We start from the raw sequence: 15,071 nt of genomic DNA, 5'->3' as shown, positions 1-15,071 counted from the left end.
AAACACCATCGACCACTGTGGGAGCTGGCTTGCCAGCGATGCTTTTAGCCCTGGACAGGCACGCCTTTGAGGTACGGCGCCGGCTCCGCCCCGAGGTTGTTCAGCATCCGCTCGCTGTACCAATCCACGAAGTTGACCACGCCAAACTCATAGGTCTTCGAGTACGGCCCCGGCTGATAAGCCGTGGAGTTGATCCCGCGCTGGTTTTCTTCGGCCAGACGCCGGTCCTGGTCGTTGGTCGCATCCCACACCTGGCGCATGCGTTCGACGTCGTAATCCACGCCTTCGACGGCGTCCTTGTGCACCAGCCATTTGGTGGTGACCATGGTTTCCTGGGCGCTGATCGGCCACACGGTAAACACAATGATGTGGTCGCCCATGCAGTGGTTCCACGAGTGTGGCAGGTGCAGGATGCGCATGGAACCGAGGTCCGGATTCTTGATCCGGCCCATCAGCTTGGCGCAGCCCTGTTTGCCGTCCAGGGTCATCGACACGGTGCCCTTGAGCAGCGGCATGCGCACGATGCGGTTGCGCAGGCCGAAACTGGCGTGGGCGTAAGGGATTTTCTCGGCTTCCCAGGCAGCAGCAGACGCGGCAACGTGATCCTTGAACGCCTGATCGGCGCGCGGGTCGGTCACGTCGTCCCATTCCAGCAGGGTTTTCAGCAATTCAGGGTGCGAGCCGCCGCAGTGGTAGCACTCGCGGTTGTTTTCCAGCACCAGTTTCCAGTTGGCCTTTTCCATCAAGGTGGTTTGCACCGCCACCTTGGTGTTCTCCATGTCGTACGGTTCCATGTAGTGGTTCAGCGTCGACAGGAAGTCATCGATGGCCGGCGGATTTTCCGCCAGGCTGATGAAGATGTAGCCGCCGGCCGTCTTCACATTCACCGGTTTGAGGCCGTACTGCTTCATGTCGAAGTCGGCGCCCATCTCGGTGCCGGCGAACAGCAGACGACCGTCCAGCTCGTAGGTCCACTGGTGGTAGTGGCAGACCAGTTTGGCAACCTTGCCCTTGTCGTTGGTGCACAGGCGCGAGCCTCGGTGGCGACAGACGTTGTGGAACGCATGCACCACACCCTCGGCGCCACGAATGACGATGATCGGGTTCTTGCCGATCTGCAGGGTGATGTAGTTGCCCTTGGCCGGGATCTCGCAGGTCATGCCGGCGATCAACCATTCTTTCTGGAAGATCTCCTGCATATCGATATCGAACAGGCGTTCATCGTTATAGAACGGCTGCGGCAGCGAAAAAGTACGTTCGCGCTCCTGCAGCATCTGTGCGGTGGCCTTGCGTGCGGGTTCCAGCGGGTCGCCCAGGCTGATTTTTGCGGTGTCCATCAATGTGATCCTCAAGGCCATCTGCGTGGCCGGCGAAAGTGGCTGATCAGGGTTGCTACGCAAGGTGTAAAGAATTCGTCTTGGTGTGTGGCGAGTGTGGGGCCGGCGCTGCCCGGAACCTTATCCATGGGCGACATGGTGCAATCTGTTCCCGACGCGCAACCCCCGGTGGTTGGGGGCTGGTCGCGATAAGTATGCCGATGTCGCGGATAGGTAAACGGGCGGTTCACGCTATACGCAGAATCGCCACATGAAGGCCGACAGTCGGCCGTGGAGAACAGCATGTCCAACAGCTTCCTGAATCCGGTCACCACCCAGACCTGGGCCAATGGCCGACACATCGTCCGTTGCGTCAAAGTCATCCAGGAAACCTGGGACGTACGCACCTTCTGCTTCATGGCCGACCAGCCGATCCTGTTCTTCTTCAAGCCTGGGCAGTTTGTAACCCTGGAGCTGGAAATCGACGGTCAGCCGATCATGCGTTCGTACACCATCTCCAGTTCGCCGTCGGTGCCGTACAGCTTCTCGGTGACCATCAAGCGCGTGCCGGGCGGCAAGGTTTCCAACTGGTTGCACGACACCCTGCATGAAGGCCAGGAGCTGGCGGTGCACGGGCCGGTCGGGCTGTTCAATGCCATCGACTTCCCGAGCCCGAAAGTGCTGTATCTCAGCGGTGGTGTGGGGATCACCCCGTGCATGTCGATGGCGCGCTGGTTCTACGACACCAACGCCAATGTCGACATGACCTTTATCCACAGCGCCCGCTCGCCGAAAGACATCATTTATCACCGCGAGCTGGAGCACATGGCGTCGCGGATCGACAACTTCAGCCTGCACCTGATCTGCGAGAAACACGGGCTGGGCGAGCCGTGGGCCGGCTATCGCGGCTACCTCAATCACAAGATGCTGGAGCTGATGGTTCCCGACTTCCTTGAGCGCGAAGTGTTCTGCTGCGGCCCGACGCCGTACATGACCGCCGTCAAGCGCCTGCTCGAAGCCGCCGGCTACGACATGTCGCGTTATCACGAGGAATCCTTCGGTGCGACTCCTCCTGAAGCCCGCGCCGACGCGGTGGAGCAAGCCGAACAGGCCGCCGAGGCACCGGAAATCGATGCGGCGGATCTGCATCAGGTCGAGTTCACCGCCTCCGGCAAGAGCATTCGCGTGGCCCCGGGCGAAACCGTGCATGCAGCGGCGGCCAAGCTGGGCCTGATGATTCCGAAAGCTTGCGGCATGGGCATTTGCGGCACGTGCAAGGTGATGAAACTGGGCGGCGAAGTAGAGATGGAGCACAACGGCGGGATTACCGAGGACGACGAGGCCGAGGGATACATTCTGTCGTGCTGCAGCGTGCCGAAAGGCGACGTCAGAATCGAATTCTGAGCCGGATCCCTGTAGGAGCTGCCGAAGGCTGCGATCTTTTGATCTTGATCTTAAAAGCAAGATCAAAAGATCGCAGCCTTCGGCAGCTCCTACAGGAGTAGGTATTTTCAGTCGACGAACAAGTCGGGCATTAGGTGGGCCGTGCTGTCCGGATCAAATCGGTAGTGATCGAATTCGGTCACGCCGTTCTCGCGCAAAATCTCCTCATCAATCAACAGCTGGCCAGTGATCTGCCGTTGGTGGCTGCTCAAAATCACATGCGCCGCATCCGCCATGATCGAAGGCAGGCGCGCATGCTTGAACGACTCGCGGTTCCCCAGCTGAAACTCGATCGCCGCCGTGGCAATCATCGTCTGCGGCCACAGCGAATTGACGCTGATGCCGTAACTGGCGAATTCCTCGCTCATGCCCACCGTCAGCATGCTCATGCCGTACTTGGTCACTGTGTAAGGGCTGTACTGGGCGAACCATTTGCTCGCCAGATTCAGTGGCGGCGACAGGTTGAGGATGTGCCCGGCGGATTTCTTCAGATAGGGCAGGGCGGCCTGGCTGCACAGCAACACGGCGCGGGTGTTGATCTGGTGCATCAGGTCGAACCGCTTGAGTTCGATGTGTTGCACACCGGTCAACTTGATCGCCCCGGCATTGTTCACCAGCGCATCGATGCCACCGAAATGCGCGTTGGCCTGGGCCAGCGCACGGCGCACCGCGTCTTCATCACGTACATCCAGTTGCAGCGCCAAGGCGTTGCCGCCGGCCGCTTCGACTTCTGCGGCGACGCTGTGGATGGTGCCCGGCAATTTCGGATGGGCTTCGGCGCTCTTGGCCGCAATCACGATATTGGCCCCGTCCTTCGCGGCCCGCAGCGCAATCTCACGCCCGATGCCACGGCTGGCGCCGGTGATGAACAGGGTTTTGCCTTGTAGCGACATGCCGATGCTCCTGCTTGTTGTTATGTGAGCGGAGGGCTCGACAGACAATGTAGACCAAGGAACATCGCAATCCCTGTAGGAGCTTCCGCAGGCTGCGATCTTTTGATTTTGTTTTTAAGATCAAGATCAAAAGATCGCAGCCTGCGGCAGCTCCTACAGAGGAAGAATCAGGCGGACATCACTTCGCGGATATCGCGGGCCAGTTCGCGCACACGTTCTTCTTCGGTGTCCCACGAGCACATGAAACGCGCGCCGCCCTTGCCGATGAAGGTGTAGAAGCGCCAGTTCTTGGCGGTCAGCGCGGCGATGGCCGGTTCCGAGAGTTGCAGGAACACGCCGTTGGCCTGCACCGGGAACATCAGTTCCACACCCGGGATGTCGCTGACCAGCTCGGCCAGCAGTTGCGCGCAGTGGTTGGCGTGGCGGGCGTATTTGAGCCAGGCGTCGTTTTCGAGGATGCCGACCCACGGTGCCGAGAGGAAGCGCATTTTCGACGCCAGTTGCCCGGCCTGTTTGCAGCGGTAATCGAAGTCTTCGGCCAGTTTGTGGTTGAAGAACAGGATTGCCTCACCCACCGCCATGCCGTTTTTGGTGCCGCCGAAGCACAACACATCGACGCCGGCTTTCCAGGTCAGGTCGGCTGGCGAGCAGCCGAGGAACGCGCAGGCGTTGGAGAAACGCGCGCCGTCCATGTGCAGGTGCAGGCCCAGCTCCTTGCAGGTGGCGCTGATGGCACGGACTTCTTCCGGGGTATAGACGCTGCCGACTTCGGTGGCCTGGGTCAGGGTCACGACCCGTGGTTTCGGGTAGTGGATGTCCTGGCGCTTGAGCGCGACTTCGCGGATCGACTGCGGGGTGATCTTGCCGTTTTCGGTGCCGGCGATCAGCAGTTTCGAGCCGTTGGAGAAGAATTCCGGGGCGCCGCATTCGTCGGTTTCGACGTGGGCGGTTTCCGAGCAGATCACGCTGTGGTAACTCTGGCACAGCGACGACAGTGCGAGCGAGTTGGCGGCAGTGCCGTTGAAGGCGAAGAACACTTCGCAGTCGGTTTCGAACAGCTTGCGGAAATGGTCGGCCGCGCGTGCGGTCCATTCATCGTCGCCATAAGCGCGCTGGTGGCCGTGGTTGGCCTGTTCCATGGCGGCCCAGGCTTCGGGGCAGATACCGGAGTAGTTGTCGCTGGCGAATTGTTGGCTCTTGTCGGTCATGGCCGGCTTCCGTGGTCGAGACTCTTGTGAAGGCTCGTGGTCAATGAGGGTGCGCACTTTACCGAAGATCTTCCGGGGAGCACACGGGATGTCACTGTCAGGAAATTACCAGTTTGTTACCCGATTATGCACGTGACTAAACGCGACGGCGCGCTGGATCTGCTCAAGTGGCTGGCGCTGCTGAGCATGCTGCTCGATCACCTGCGATATGTCGGGATCAGCGCCGATTGGCTGTATGTGCCGGGACGCCTGGCATTCCCGTGGTTCTGTCTGGCGATGGCGGCGAACCTGGCCCGGGCCGGTGCGCAGAAGACCGAGTGGCGCTATCTGGGCTGGTTGCTGCTGTTCAGTGTGGTCAGTGAAATTCCTTATCGTTTGTACATTCCTGATCCCGACACCTTGAACGTGATGCCCACCCTGGCGCTGGGGTTGCTGGTGGCGCGGGGCTGGCAGGATCGTACGTCGTTGTCGCGGCTTTTGGGCGTGGGCGCCTTGCTGCTGGCGGCGTTGTTTGCGCAGTGGCTGATGTTCGGCATATTTGGCGTGCTGTTGCCGCTGGCGCTGCTGTGGGTGATCCGTCGCCCGTGGTATTTCGGCCTGCTGCCGGGGCTGGTGTGTCTGGCGGGCAATCAGTGGCGGGTGCTGTATGAGGCGGCGGAGTTCGGCAACTACGTGGCGGTGTTTGGTATCGCGGCGTGTCTGTTTGCGCCATTGCTCGGGCTGTTCCTGTTGCGACACGCGCGACATCTCCAGCCGCCACCGATGCGGCGCTGGGGCTACGCCCTCTATCCTGCACATTTCCTCCTGCTGCTACTTATCCGCCAAGTCGCCGCATAACCCTGTGGGAGCTGGCTTGCCAGCGATAGCGGTGGGTCAGCCATCATCAATACCAGATGTGCTATCGCCATCGCTGGCAAGCCAGCTCCCACAGGGTTCTTCAGTGTTTTCGAGATCGAGTCTGGCAAGACCATTTCGAGCCATGTCGTAAACGCACCTTTGCGTGGCGTCCGTAGGCATTTGAGCTGTCTGCGCCGGTCATACCATCGCATCAAAGGGCACCTCCGCAAGCCGCGTGCCTGACCAAGACGAAATGGCGCACCGACGCCGCTGGGAGAGACGCGATGTTCAGCAAGCAAGACCAGATCCAGGGTTACGACGATGCACTGCTGGCGGCGATGAATGCCGAGGAGCAACGTCAGGAAGATCACATCGAGCTGATCGCGTCGGAAAACTACACCAGCAAACGCGTGATGCAAGCGCAAGGCAGCGGCCTGACCAACAAATACGCCGAAGGTTATCCGGGCAAGCGCTACTACGGTGGCTGCGAGCATGTGGATAAAGTCGAAGCGCTGGCCATCGAACGCGCCAAGCAACTGTTCGGTGCCGATTACGCCAACGTCCAGCCGCACTCCGGTTCCTCGGCCAACAGCGCCGTGTATCTGGCACTGATCCAGCCGGGCGACACCATTCTCGGTATGAGCCTCGCTCATGGCGGTCACCTGACCCACGGCGCCAAAGTGTCGTCCTCGGGCAAGCTGTACAACGCGGTGCAGTACGGGATCAACACCGACACCGGGCTGATCGATTACGACGAAGTCGAGCGTCTGGCCGTCGAGTGCAAGCCGAAGATGATCGTTGCCGGTTTCTCTGCTTATTCGAAGACGCTGGACTTCCCGCGCTTCCGCCAGATCGCCGACAAGGTGGGTGCGCTGCTGTTCGTCGACATGGCCCACGTTGCCGGTCTGGTCGCTGCTGGCCTGTACCCGAATCCGCTGCCGTACGCCGACGTGGTCACCACCACCACCCACAAGACCCTGCGCGGTCCACGTGGCGGTCTGATCCTGGCCAAGTCCAACGAAGAGATCGAGAAAAAGCTCAACGCCGCGGTATTCCCCGGCGCCCAGGGCGGCCCGCTGATGCACGTCATCGCCGGTAAGGCGGTGTGCTTCAAGGAAGCGCTGGAGCCCGGTTTCAAGGCCTATCAGCAACAAGTGATCGATAACGCCAAGGCCATGGCCAGCGTGTTTATCAAACGTGGCTACGATGTAGTGTCCGGCGGTACCGACAACCACCTGTTTCTGGTCAGCCTGATCCGTCAGGGCCTGACCGGCAAAGATGCTGACGCCGCCCTTGGCCGCGCGCACATCACCGTCAACAAGAACGCCGTGCCGAACGACCCGCAGTCGCCGTTCGTGACCTCGGGCCTGCGCATCGGCACCCCGGCCGTCACCACGCGTGGCTTCAAGGTCGCCCAGTGCGAAGCGCTGGCCGGCTGGATCTGCGACATCCTCGACAACCTCGGTGACGCCGACGTTGAAGCGAATGTGGCCAAGAACGTCGCGGCACTGTGCGCCGACTACCCGGTTTATCGCTGAGCGGTTTGGAGTAAATGACTATGCAACGCTATTCGGGCTTCGGCCTCTTCAAACACTCCCTCAGCCACCACGAGAACTGGCAGCGCATGTGGCGCACGCCGACGCCGAAGAAGGTCTACGACGTGGTCATCGTTGGCGGCGGCGGGCACGGTCTGGCGACCGCCTACTATCTGGCGAAAGAGCACGGCATCACCAACGTGGCCGTGGTCGAGAAAGGCTGGCTGGGCGGCGGCAACACCGCGCGCAACACCACCATCGTGCGTTCCAACTACCTGTGGGACGAGTCGGCGCACCTGTACGAACACGCGATGAAACTGTGGGAAGGTCTGTCGCAGGATCTGAACTACAACGTGATGTTCTCCCAGCGCGGCGTCTACAACCTGTGCCACACCCTGCAGGACATCCGTGATTCCGAGCGTCGGGTCAGCGCCAACCGCCTCAACGGCGTCGACGGCGAACTGCTCAACGCCAAGCAAGTGGCCGACGAGATCCCGTACCTCGACTGCTCGAAAAACACCCGCTACCCAGTGATGGGCGCGACCGTTCAACGTCGTGGCGGCGTTGCCCGTCACGATGCCGTGGCTTGGGGCTTTGCCCGTGCCGCCGACGCCTTGGGGGTGGACTTGATCCAGCAGACCGAAGTCATCGGTTTCCGCAAGGAAAACGGCGTGTGCATCGGCGTTGAAACCAATAAGGGTTTCATCGGCGCCAAACGCGTCGGCGTGGTCACCGCCGGTAACTCCGGACACATGGCCAAGCTGGCCGGTTTCCGTCTGCCGATCGAATCCCACCCGCTGCAGGCACTGGTGTCCGAGCCGATCAAGCCGATTATCGACAGCGTGATCATGTCCAACGCCGTGCACGGCTACATCAGCCAGTCCGACAAGGGCGACCTGGTGATCGGCGCCGGTATCGACGGCTACAACGGCTATGGCCAGCGCGGTTCGTACCCGGTGATCGAGCACACCATCCAGGCCATCGTCGAGATGTTCCCGGTGCTGTCGCGGGTGCGCATGAACCGCCAGTGGGGCGGCATCGTCGACACCACCCCGGACGCTTGCCCGATCATTTCGAAAACCCCGGTACCGAACATGTTCTTCAACTGCGGTTGGGGCACCGGCGGCTTCAAAGCCACACCTGGCTCGGGCAACGTGTTTGCCGCGAGTCTGGCCAAGGGTGAAATGCACCCATTGGCGGCACCGTTCTCCATCGACCGTTTCCACAACGGCGCACTCATCGACGAACACGGCGCTGCTGCCGTCGCCCACTAACAGGAGAAATCCCCATGTTGCATATCTTCTGTCCTCACTGCGGCGAACTGCGCTCCGAAGAGGAATTCCACGCATCCGGTCAGGCGCACATCCCGCGTCCGCTGGATCCGAACGCCTGCACCGATGAAGAGTGGGGCGACTACATGTTCTTCCGCGACAACCCGCGTGGTCTGCACCACGAGCTGTGGGATCACGTCGCCGGCTGCCGCCAGTACTTCAACGTCACCCGCGACACCGTGACCTACGAGATTCTCGAAACCTACAAGATCGGCACCAAGCCGCAATTCACCGACAAGGCTGATACGGCAAAAACAGCCACGACGGCGCTGGGAGAGAAGGTATGAGCCAGACCAATCGCCTGTCCAACGGTGGACGGATCGACCGCAATAAAGTGCTGAGCTTCACCTTCAACGGTCAGAGCTACAAAGGCTTCGAGGGCGACTCCCTGGCCTCGGCACTGATCGCCAACGGCGTCGACATCATCGGCCGCAGCTTCAAGTATTCGCGTCCTCGCGGGATCTTCGCCGCCGGTGCCGAAGAGCCGAACGCCGTGCTGCAGATCGGTGCCACCGAAGCCACGCAGATCCCCAACGTGCGCGCCACGCAACAGGCGCTGTACCAAGGCCTGGTCGCCACCAGTACCAACGGCTGGCCGAGCGTCAACAACGACATGATGGGGATTCTCGGCAAGGTCGGCGGCAAGCTGATGCCGCCGGGTTTCTACTACAAAACCTTCATGTACCCGCAATCGTTCTGGATGACGTACGAGAAGTACATTCGCAAGGCTGCCGGTCTGGGCCGTTCGCCGACCGAAGTCGATCCGGACACCTACGACTACATGAACCAGCACTGCGACGTGCTGATCGTCGGCGCCGGCCCTGCCGGTCTGGCGGCTGCTCTGGCGGCTGCGCGCAGTGGTGCGCGGGTGATCCTCGCCGATGAGCAGGAAGAGTTCGGCGGCAGCCTGCTCGATTCGCGCGAAAGCCTCGACGGCAAACCAGCGATGGAGTGGGTGGCCAGCGTCATCGCTGAATTGAAGAACACTCCGGACGTGCTGCTGTTGCCGCGCGCCACCGTTAACGGTTACCACGACCACAACTTCCTGACCATTCATGAACGCCTCACCGATCACCTCGGCGACCGCGCGCCAATCGGTCAGGTGCGTCAGCGCATTCACCGTGTCCGCGCCAAGCGTGTGGTGCTGGCGACCGGTGCCCACGAGCGTCCGCTGGTCTACGGCAACAACGACGTGCCGGGCAACATGCTCGCCGGTGCGGTCTCGACATACGTGCGCCGTTACGGCGTGGCACCGGGCAAGAAGCTGGTGCTGACCACCAACAACGATCACGCCTACCGCGTGGCGCTGGACTGGCTCGACGCCAGCCTGCAAGTGGTGGCCATTGCCGATGCACGGAGCAATCCGCGTGGTGCACTGGTTGAAGAAGCCCGCGCCAAAGGCATTCGCATCCTCACCGGCAGCGCCGTGATCGAGGCCCGTGGCAGCAAGCGCGTCACCGCAGCCCGCGTTGCCGCAATTGACGTCAAAGCGCACACCGTGACCAGCCCGGGCGAATGGCTCGACTGCGACGTGATCGCCAGTTCCGGCGGTTACAGCCCGGTGGTGCACCTGGCTTCGCACCTCGGTGGCAAGCCGATCTGGCGTGAAGACATCCTCGGTTTCGTACCGGGCGAAGCACCGCAGAAGCGTGTGTGCGTCGGCGGCATCAACGGCGTTTACGGCCTCGGAGATTCGCTGGCCGATGGTTTCGAAGGTGGCGCACGCGCTGCCAGTGAAGCCGGTTTTGCGGTGGTCGAAGGCACGCTGCCAAAAGCGCTGAGCCGTCTCGAAGAAGCGACCCTGGCGCTGTTCCAGGTGCCGCACGAGAAGGGCACTTCGCGTGCGCCGAAGCAATTCGTCGACCTGCAGAACGACGTCACCGCCGCCGCCATCGAACTGGCGACCCGCGAAGGTTTCGAGTCGGTCGAACACGTCAAACGCTACACCGCGCTGGGCTTCGGCACCGATCAGGGCAAGCTCGGCAACGTCAACGGCCTGGCCATCGCCGCGCGTTCGCTGAACGTGACCATCCCGCAGATGGGCACCACGATGTTCCGCCCGAACTACACGCCGGTAACGTTCGGCGCGGTAGCCGGTCGTCACTGTGGGCATATCTTCGAGCCGGTGCGCTACACCGCACTGCATCAATGGCACCTGAAAAACGGCGCCGAGTTTGAAGACGTCGGCCAGTGGAAACGTCCGTGGTACTTCCCGAAAAACGGTGAAGACATGCACGCCGCAGTGAAGCGCGAATGCAAAGCCGTGCGCGACAGCGTCGGCCTGCTCGACGCTTCGACCCTGGGCAAGATCGACATTCAAGGCCCGGATGCCCGTGAGTTCCTCAACCGCGTGTACACCAACGCCTGGACCAAGCTCGACGTGGGCAAGGCGCGTTACGGCCTGATGTGCAAAGAAGACGGCATGGTCTTCGACGACGGCGTCACGGCCTGCCTGGCCGACAACCATTTCGTCATGACCACCACCACTGGCGGCGCCGCGCGCGTGCTGCAATGGCTGGAGCTGTACCACCAGACCGAATGGCCGGAGATGAAGGTGTACTTCACCTCGGTCACCGACCACTGGGCGACGATGACCCTGTCCGGCCCGAACAGCCGCAAGCTGCTCAGTGCCGTGACCGACATCGACCTGGCCAACGAAGCGTTCCCGTTCATGACCTGGAAAGAGGGTCTGGTCGGCGGTGTGCCGGCGCGGGTGTTCCGTATCTCGTTTACCGGTGAACTGTCGTACGAAGTCAACGTCCAGGCCGACTACGCGATGGGCGTGCTGGAGAAAATCGTCGAGGCCGGCAAACAGTACAACCTGACTCCGTACGGCACCGAGACCATGCACGTCCTGCGGGCCGAGAAGGGTTTCATCATCGTCGGTCAGGACACCGACGGCTCGATGACCCCGGACGACCTGAACATGGGCTGGTGCGTCGGTCGCACCAAACCGTTCTCGTGGATCGGCCAGCGCGGCATGAATCGCGAAGACTGCGTGCGTGATCAGCGCAAACAACTGGTGGGTCTGAAGCCGATCGACCCGAACGTCTGGCTGCCGGAAGGCGCGCAACTGGTGTTCAACACCAAGCAGGCGATCCCGATGACCATGGTCGGCCACGTGACCTCCAGCTACGCGCACAACTCCCTCGGCTATTCGTTTGCCATGGGTGTGGTCAAGGGCGGTCTGAAGCGCATGGGCGAGCGGGTGTTTGCACCGCTGGCCGATGGCAGCGTGATCGAGGCAGAGATCGTTTCTTCGGTGTTCTTCGATCCGAAGGGGGATCGGCAGAACATCTGACGGCCTCAAGAACTGTGGGCGGGCGGCTATTCGCGAGCAGGCTCGCTCCCACATTCGACCGCGTTCCCCTGTGGGAGCGAGCCTGCTCGCGAAAGCGGCAGTTCAGCCACCGCAGGAACCAACAGAATTCAGGAAGGTGCTTTATGACCACAGCCAACGTGTACCAACAACGCCCGACCACCGGTGCCCGTGCCGAGTCGTCGCTGCACCATGCCGACCTCGCCAGCCTGGTCGGCAAGGGTCGCAAGAACGCCGGCGTCATCGTGCGTGAAAAGAAACTCCTCGGTCACCTGACCATTCGTGGCGATGGCCACGATGCAGCCTTCGCCGCCGGCGTGCACAAGGCCCTCGGCGTTGAGTTGCCCGGCGCCCTGAGCGTGATCGTCAAAGGCGAAACCAGCCTGCAATGGATGGGCCCGGACGAGTGGCTGCTGATCGTGCCAAGCGGTGAAGAATTCGCCGCCGAACAGAAACTGCGCGAAGCGCTGGGCGACCTGCACATCGCAATCGTCAACGTCAGCGGCGGCCAGCAAGTGCTCGAACTGAGCGGGCCGAACGTGCGTCAGGTGCTGATGAAATCCACCAGCTACGACGTGCACCCGAACAACTTCCCGGTCGGCAAAGCAGTGGGCACGGTGTTCGCCAAGTCGCAGCTGATGATTCGCCACACCGCCGAAGACACCTGGGAATTGCTGATCCGCCGCAGCTTCTCGGATTACTGGTGGTTGTGGTTGCAGGATGCTTCGGCCGAGTACGGCCTCAGCGTTCAGGCCTGACCTGTTGTGACTGCTTTTGTGGTGATGGGATTCATCCCCCCACCACAAAAGCAGCTCAGTGTAGGTCAGCCCAGTACAGAGTTCACTCTGCTCACAGATGTTGAAACAGGAGTCACCGCACCATGAGCCGCGCACCAGACACATGGATTCTGACCGCCGACTGCCCCAGCGTGCTCGGCACGGTGGACGCGGTGACGCGTTTTCTGTTCGAGCAGGGTTGCTACGTCACCGAGCACCATTCCTTCGATGACCGGCTCTCGGGCCGCTTCTTCATTCGTGTGGAGTTCCGCCAGCCCGACGGCTTTGACGAACAGTCCTTCCGCGCCGGCCTCGCCGAGCGTGGTCAGGCGTTTGGCATGGTCTTCGAGCTGACTGCGCCGAACTACCGGCCGAAAGTGGTGATCATGGTCTCCAAGGCCGATCACTGCCTCAACGATTTGCTCTACCGCCAGCGCATCGGCCAGTTGTCGATGGACGTGGCGGCGGTGGTGTCCAACCACCCGGATCTCAAGCCGCTGGCCGACTGGCACCAGATTCCCTACTACCATTTCCCCCTCGACCCCAACGACAAGCCGTCGCAGGAGCGTCAGGTGTGGCAGGTGATCGAAGAGTCCGGCGCCGAACTGGTGATCCTCGCCCGCTACATGCAGGTGCTGTCACCGGAGTTGTGCCGCAAGCTCGATGGCAAGGCGATCAACATCCATCACTCGTTGCTGCCGGGGTTCAAGGGTGCCAAACCCTATCACCAGGCCTACAACAAGGGCGTGAAACTGGTCGGCGCCACGGCGCACTACATCAACAACGACCTCGATGAAGGGCCGATCATCGCCCAGGGTGTCGAGGCGGTGGATCACAGTCATTACCCGGAAGATTTGATCGCCAAGGGGCGTGATATCGAGGGCCTGACTTTGGCCCGGGCCGTGGGTTATCACATCGAAAGAAGGGTGTTTTTGAACGCCAACAGAACCGTTGTTCTTTAGATCGCCATCGCTGGCAAGCCAGCTCCCACAGGGATTTGTGTCGTACACAATTTTTGAGTTCCACCCGAAACCCGTGGGAGCTGGCTTGCCAGCGATGAGGCCATAACAGGCAACACAACAATCAGCATCTGTACCCGAGCACTTAACGCGCTGCCTGCCTGGGCAACGCGGTTCCATAAAAACAACAGCGAGGTGAAAGCATGTCTGGCAATCGTGGTGTGGTGTATCTCGGCGCTGGCAAGGTCGAAGTACAGAAAATCGACTATCCGAAAATGCAGGACCCGCGTGGCAGGAAGATCGAGCACGGGGTGATCCTGCGTGTGGTGTCCACCAACATTTGTGGCTCCGACCAGCACATGGTGCGCGGCCGGACCACGGCGCAGACCGGTCTGGTGCTGGGCCATGAAATCACTGGCGAAGTGATCGAGAAGGGTTCCGACGTCGAGAACCTGAAAATCGGCGACCTGGTCTCCGTACCGTTCAACGTGGCTTGCGGGCGCTGCCGTTCCTGCAAGGAGCAACACACCGGCGTCTGCCTGACCGTCAACCCGGCCCGTGCCGGCGGTGCTTACGGTTATGTCGACATGGGCGACTGGACCGGCGGCCAGGCTGAATACGTGCTGGTGCCGTACGCCGACTTCAACCTGCTGAAACTGCCGGATCGCGACAAGGCCATGGAGAAAATCCGCGACCTGACCTGCCTCTCCGACATTCTGCCAACCGGCTATCACGGTGCGGTGACGGCGGGCGTTGGCCCGGGCAGCACCGTGTACATCGCGGGCGCCGGCCCGGTCGGTCTGGCCGCTGCGGCCTCGGCGCGCTTGCTGGGCGCGGCGGTGGTGATCATCGGCGACGTCAACACCATCCGCCTGGCGCACGCCAAGGCTCAGGGTTTTGAAGTGGTCGACCTGTCCAAGGACACGCCGCTGCACGAGCAGATCGCTGCACTGCTGGGCGAACCGGAAGTCGATTGCGCGGTGGACTGCGTGGGCTTCGAAGCCCGCGGCCACGGGCATGACGGGGTGAAAGCCGAAGCCCCGGCCACCGTACTCAACTCGCTGATGGGCGTGGTGCGCGTCGCCGGCAAGATCGGTATTCCGGGCCTGTACGTGACCGAAGATCCGGGGGCCGTGGACGCCGCCGCAAAAATGGGCAGCCTGAGCATCCGCTTCGGCCTGGGCTGGGCCAAATCCCACAGCTTCCACACCGGCCAGACCCCGGTGATGAAATACAACCGCCAGCTGATGCAGGCGATCATGTGGGACCGCATCAACATCGCCGAAGTGGTGGGTGTGCAAGTCATCAGCCTCGACCAGGCGCCGGAAGGTTACGGCGAGTTCGATGCCGGTGTGCCGAAGAAGTTTGTGATCGATCCGCATCGGTTGTTCAGTGCGGCGTAAGTTTTACGCATAGGAATAGGCAACCCGATGGGTTGCCTTTTTTGAGTAACC

12 protein-coding genes are annotated in these 15,071 nt (G+C 61.5%); 9 read left to right on the top strand and 3 right to left on the bottom strand.

Annotation, left to right across the window (positions count from 1 at the left end):
* Nucleotides 1-44: 44 nt before the first annotated feature.
* Complete coding sequence (gene gbcA / locus ACYZUM_RS24065; RefSeq protein ID WP_108184028.1) at nucleotides 45-1,337, bottom strand: glycine-betaine demethylase subunit GbcA; 1,293 nt, start codon at nucleotides 1,335-1,337, stop codon at nucleotides 45-47.
* Nucleotides 1,338-1,619: 282 nt separating this feature from the next.
* Here gbcA and gbcB point away from each other — a divergent pair, with 282 nt between their 5' ends.
* Nucleotides 1,620-2,720 (top strand): glycine-betaine demethylase subunit GbcB, encoded by a 1,101-nt coding sequence (gene gbcB, locus ACYZUM_RS24060; protein ID WP_041069889.1) that lies wholly within the window; start codon nucleotides 1,620-1,622, stop codon nucleotides 2,718-2,720.
* Nucleotides 2,721-2,827: 107 nt separating this feature from the next.
* Here gbcB and ACYZUM_RS24055 read toward each other — a convergent pair whose 3' ends face one another.
* Complete coding sequence (locus tag ACYZUM_RS24055; RefSeq protein WP_108184027.1) at nucleotides 2,828-3,652, bottom strand: SDR family oxidoreductase; 825 nt, start codon at nucleotides 3,650-3,652, stop codon at nucleotides 2,828-2,830.
* A 167-nt stretch (nucleotides 3,653-3,819) separates the two neighbouring features.
* The gene (locus tag ACYZUM_RS24050) at nucleotides 3,820-4,860 is read right to left on the bottom strand and encodes a threonine aldolase family protein (RefSeq protein ID WP_016772826.1); all 1,041 of its coding nucleotides are present in this window, start codon (nucleotides 4,858-4,860) and stop codon (nucleotides 3,820-3,822) included.
* A 126-nt stretch (nucleotides 4,861-4,986) separates the two neighbouring features.
* On the opposite strand from ACYZUM_RS24050, the gene ACYZUM_RS24045 reads away from it, so the two are divergent.
* From ACYZUM_RS24045 to fdhA, 8 genes are all read left to right on the top strand, one after another.
* The gene (locus ACYZUM_RS24045; RefSeq protein ID WP_108184026.1) at nucleotides 4,987-5,697 is read left to right on the top strand and encodes a TraX family protein; all 711 of its coding nucleotides are present in this window, start codon (nucleotides 4,987-4,989) and stop codon (nucleotides 5,695-5,697) included.
* Between the two features lie 284 nt (nucleotides 5,698-5,981).
* A complete protein-coding gene (gene glyA, locus ACYZUM_RS24040; RefSeq protein WP_041069902.1) occupies nucleotides 5,982-7,235 on the top strand; it encodes a serine hydroxymethyltransferase in 1,254 nt (417 codons plus the stop codon).
* A gap of 20 nt (nucleotides 7,236-7,255) precedes the next feature.
* A complete protein-coding gene (locus ACYZUM_RS24035) occupies nucleotides 7,256-8,506 on the top strand; it encodes a sarcosine oxidase subunit beta (RefSeq protein WP_003206307.1) in 1,251 nt (416 codons plus the stop codon).
* 14 nt (nucleotides 8,507-8,520) lie between these two features.
* On the top strand, nucleotides 8,521-8,850 hold the full coding sequence (locus tag ACYZUM_RS24030; RefSeq protein ID WP_003228964.1) for a sarcosine oxidase subunit delta: 330 nt from the start codon (nucleotides 8,521-8,523) through the stop codon (nucleotides 8,848-8,850).
* On the top strand, nucleotides 8,847-11,864 hold the full coding sequence (locus tag ACYZUM_RS24025; protein WP_142579971.1) for a sarcosine oxidase subunit alpha: 3,018 nt from the start codon (nucleotides 8,847-8,849) through the stop codon (nucleotides 11,862-11,864). The genes ACYZUM_RS24030 and ACYZUM_RS24025 overlap by 4 nt, the downstream gene beginning before the upstream one ends.
* 143 nt (nucleotides 11,865-12,007) lie before the next feature.
* On the top strand, nucleotides 12,008-12,640 hold the full coding sequence (locus ACYZUM_RS24020) for a sarcosine oxidase subunit gamma (protein WP_108184024.1): 633 nt from the start codon (nucleotides 12,008-12,010) through the stop codon (nucleotides 12,638-12,640).
* Between the two features lie 122 nt (nucleotides 12,641-12,762).
* Nucleotides 12,763-13,620, top strand: coding sequence for a formyltetrahydrofolate deformylase (gene purU, locus ACYZUM_RS24015; protein ID WP_064589552.1), 858 nt, complete (start codon nucleotides 12,763-12,765; stop codon nucleotides 13,618-13,620).
* 200 nt (nucleotides 13,621-13,820) lie between these two features.
* Nucleotides 13,821-15,020 (top strand): formaldehyde dehydrogenase, glutathione-independent, encoded by a 1,200-nt coding sequence (fdhA, locus tag ACYZUM_RS24010; RefSeq protein ID WP_027610665.1) that lies wholly within the window; start codon nucleotides 13,821-13,823, stop codon nucleotides 15,018-15,020.
* Nucleotides 15,021-15,071: the final 51 nt, after the last annotated feature.

This window comes from Pseudomonas sp. m6p, assembly GCF_055760375.1.
This window is presented reverse-complemented; position numbering and strand designations above follow the sequence as displayed.

Coding starts and splice junctions, on each gene's coding strand:
- ACYZUM_RS24035 (WP_003206307.1), top strand. CDS start 7,256: ATGCAACGCTATTCGGGCTTCGGCCTCTTCAAACACTCCCTCAGCCAC.
- fdhA (WP_027610665.1), top strand. CDS start 13,821: ATGTCTGGCAATCGTGGTGTGGTGTATCTCGGCGCTGGCAAGGTCGAA.
- ACYZUM_RS24045 (WP_108184026.1), top strand. CDS start 4,987: ATGCACGTGACTAAACGCGACGGCGCGCTGGATCTGCTCAAGTGGCTG.
- ACYZUM_RS24055 (WP_108184027.1), bottom strand. CDS start 3,652: ATGTCGCTACAAGGCAAAACCCTGTTCATCACCGGCGCCAGCCGTGGC.
- ACYZUM_RS24030 (WP_003228964.1), top strand. CDS start 8,521: ATGTTGCATATCTTCTGTCCTCACTGCGGCGAACTGCGCTCCGAAGAG.
- gbcB (WP_041069889.1), top strand. CDS start 1,620: ATGTCCAACAGCTTCCTGAATCCGGTCACCACCCAGACCTGGGCCAAT.
- ACYZUM_RS24025 (WP_142579971.1), top strand. CDS start 8,847: ATGAGCCAGACCAATCGCCTGTCCAACGGTGGACGGATCGACCGCAAT.
- ACYZUM_RS24020 (WP_108184024.1), top strand. CDS start 12,008: ATGACCACAGCCAACGTGTACCAACAACGCCCGACCACCGGTGCCCGT.
- gbcA (WP_108184028.1), bottom strand. CDS start 1,337: ATGGACACCGCAAAAATCAGCCTGGGCGACCCGCTGGAACCCGCACGC.
- glyA (WP_041069902.1), top strand. CDS start 5,982: ATGTTCAGCAAGCAAGACCAGATCCAGGGTTACGACGATGCACTGCTG.
- ACYZUM_RS24050 (WP_016772826.1), bottom strand. CDS start 4,860: ATGACCGACAAGAGCCAACAATTCGCCAGCGACAACTACTCCGGTATC.
- purU (WP_064589552.1), top strand. CDS start 12,763: ATGAGCCGCGCACCAGACACATGGATTCTGACCGCCGACTGCCCCAGC.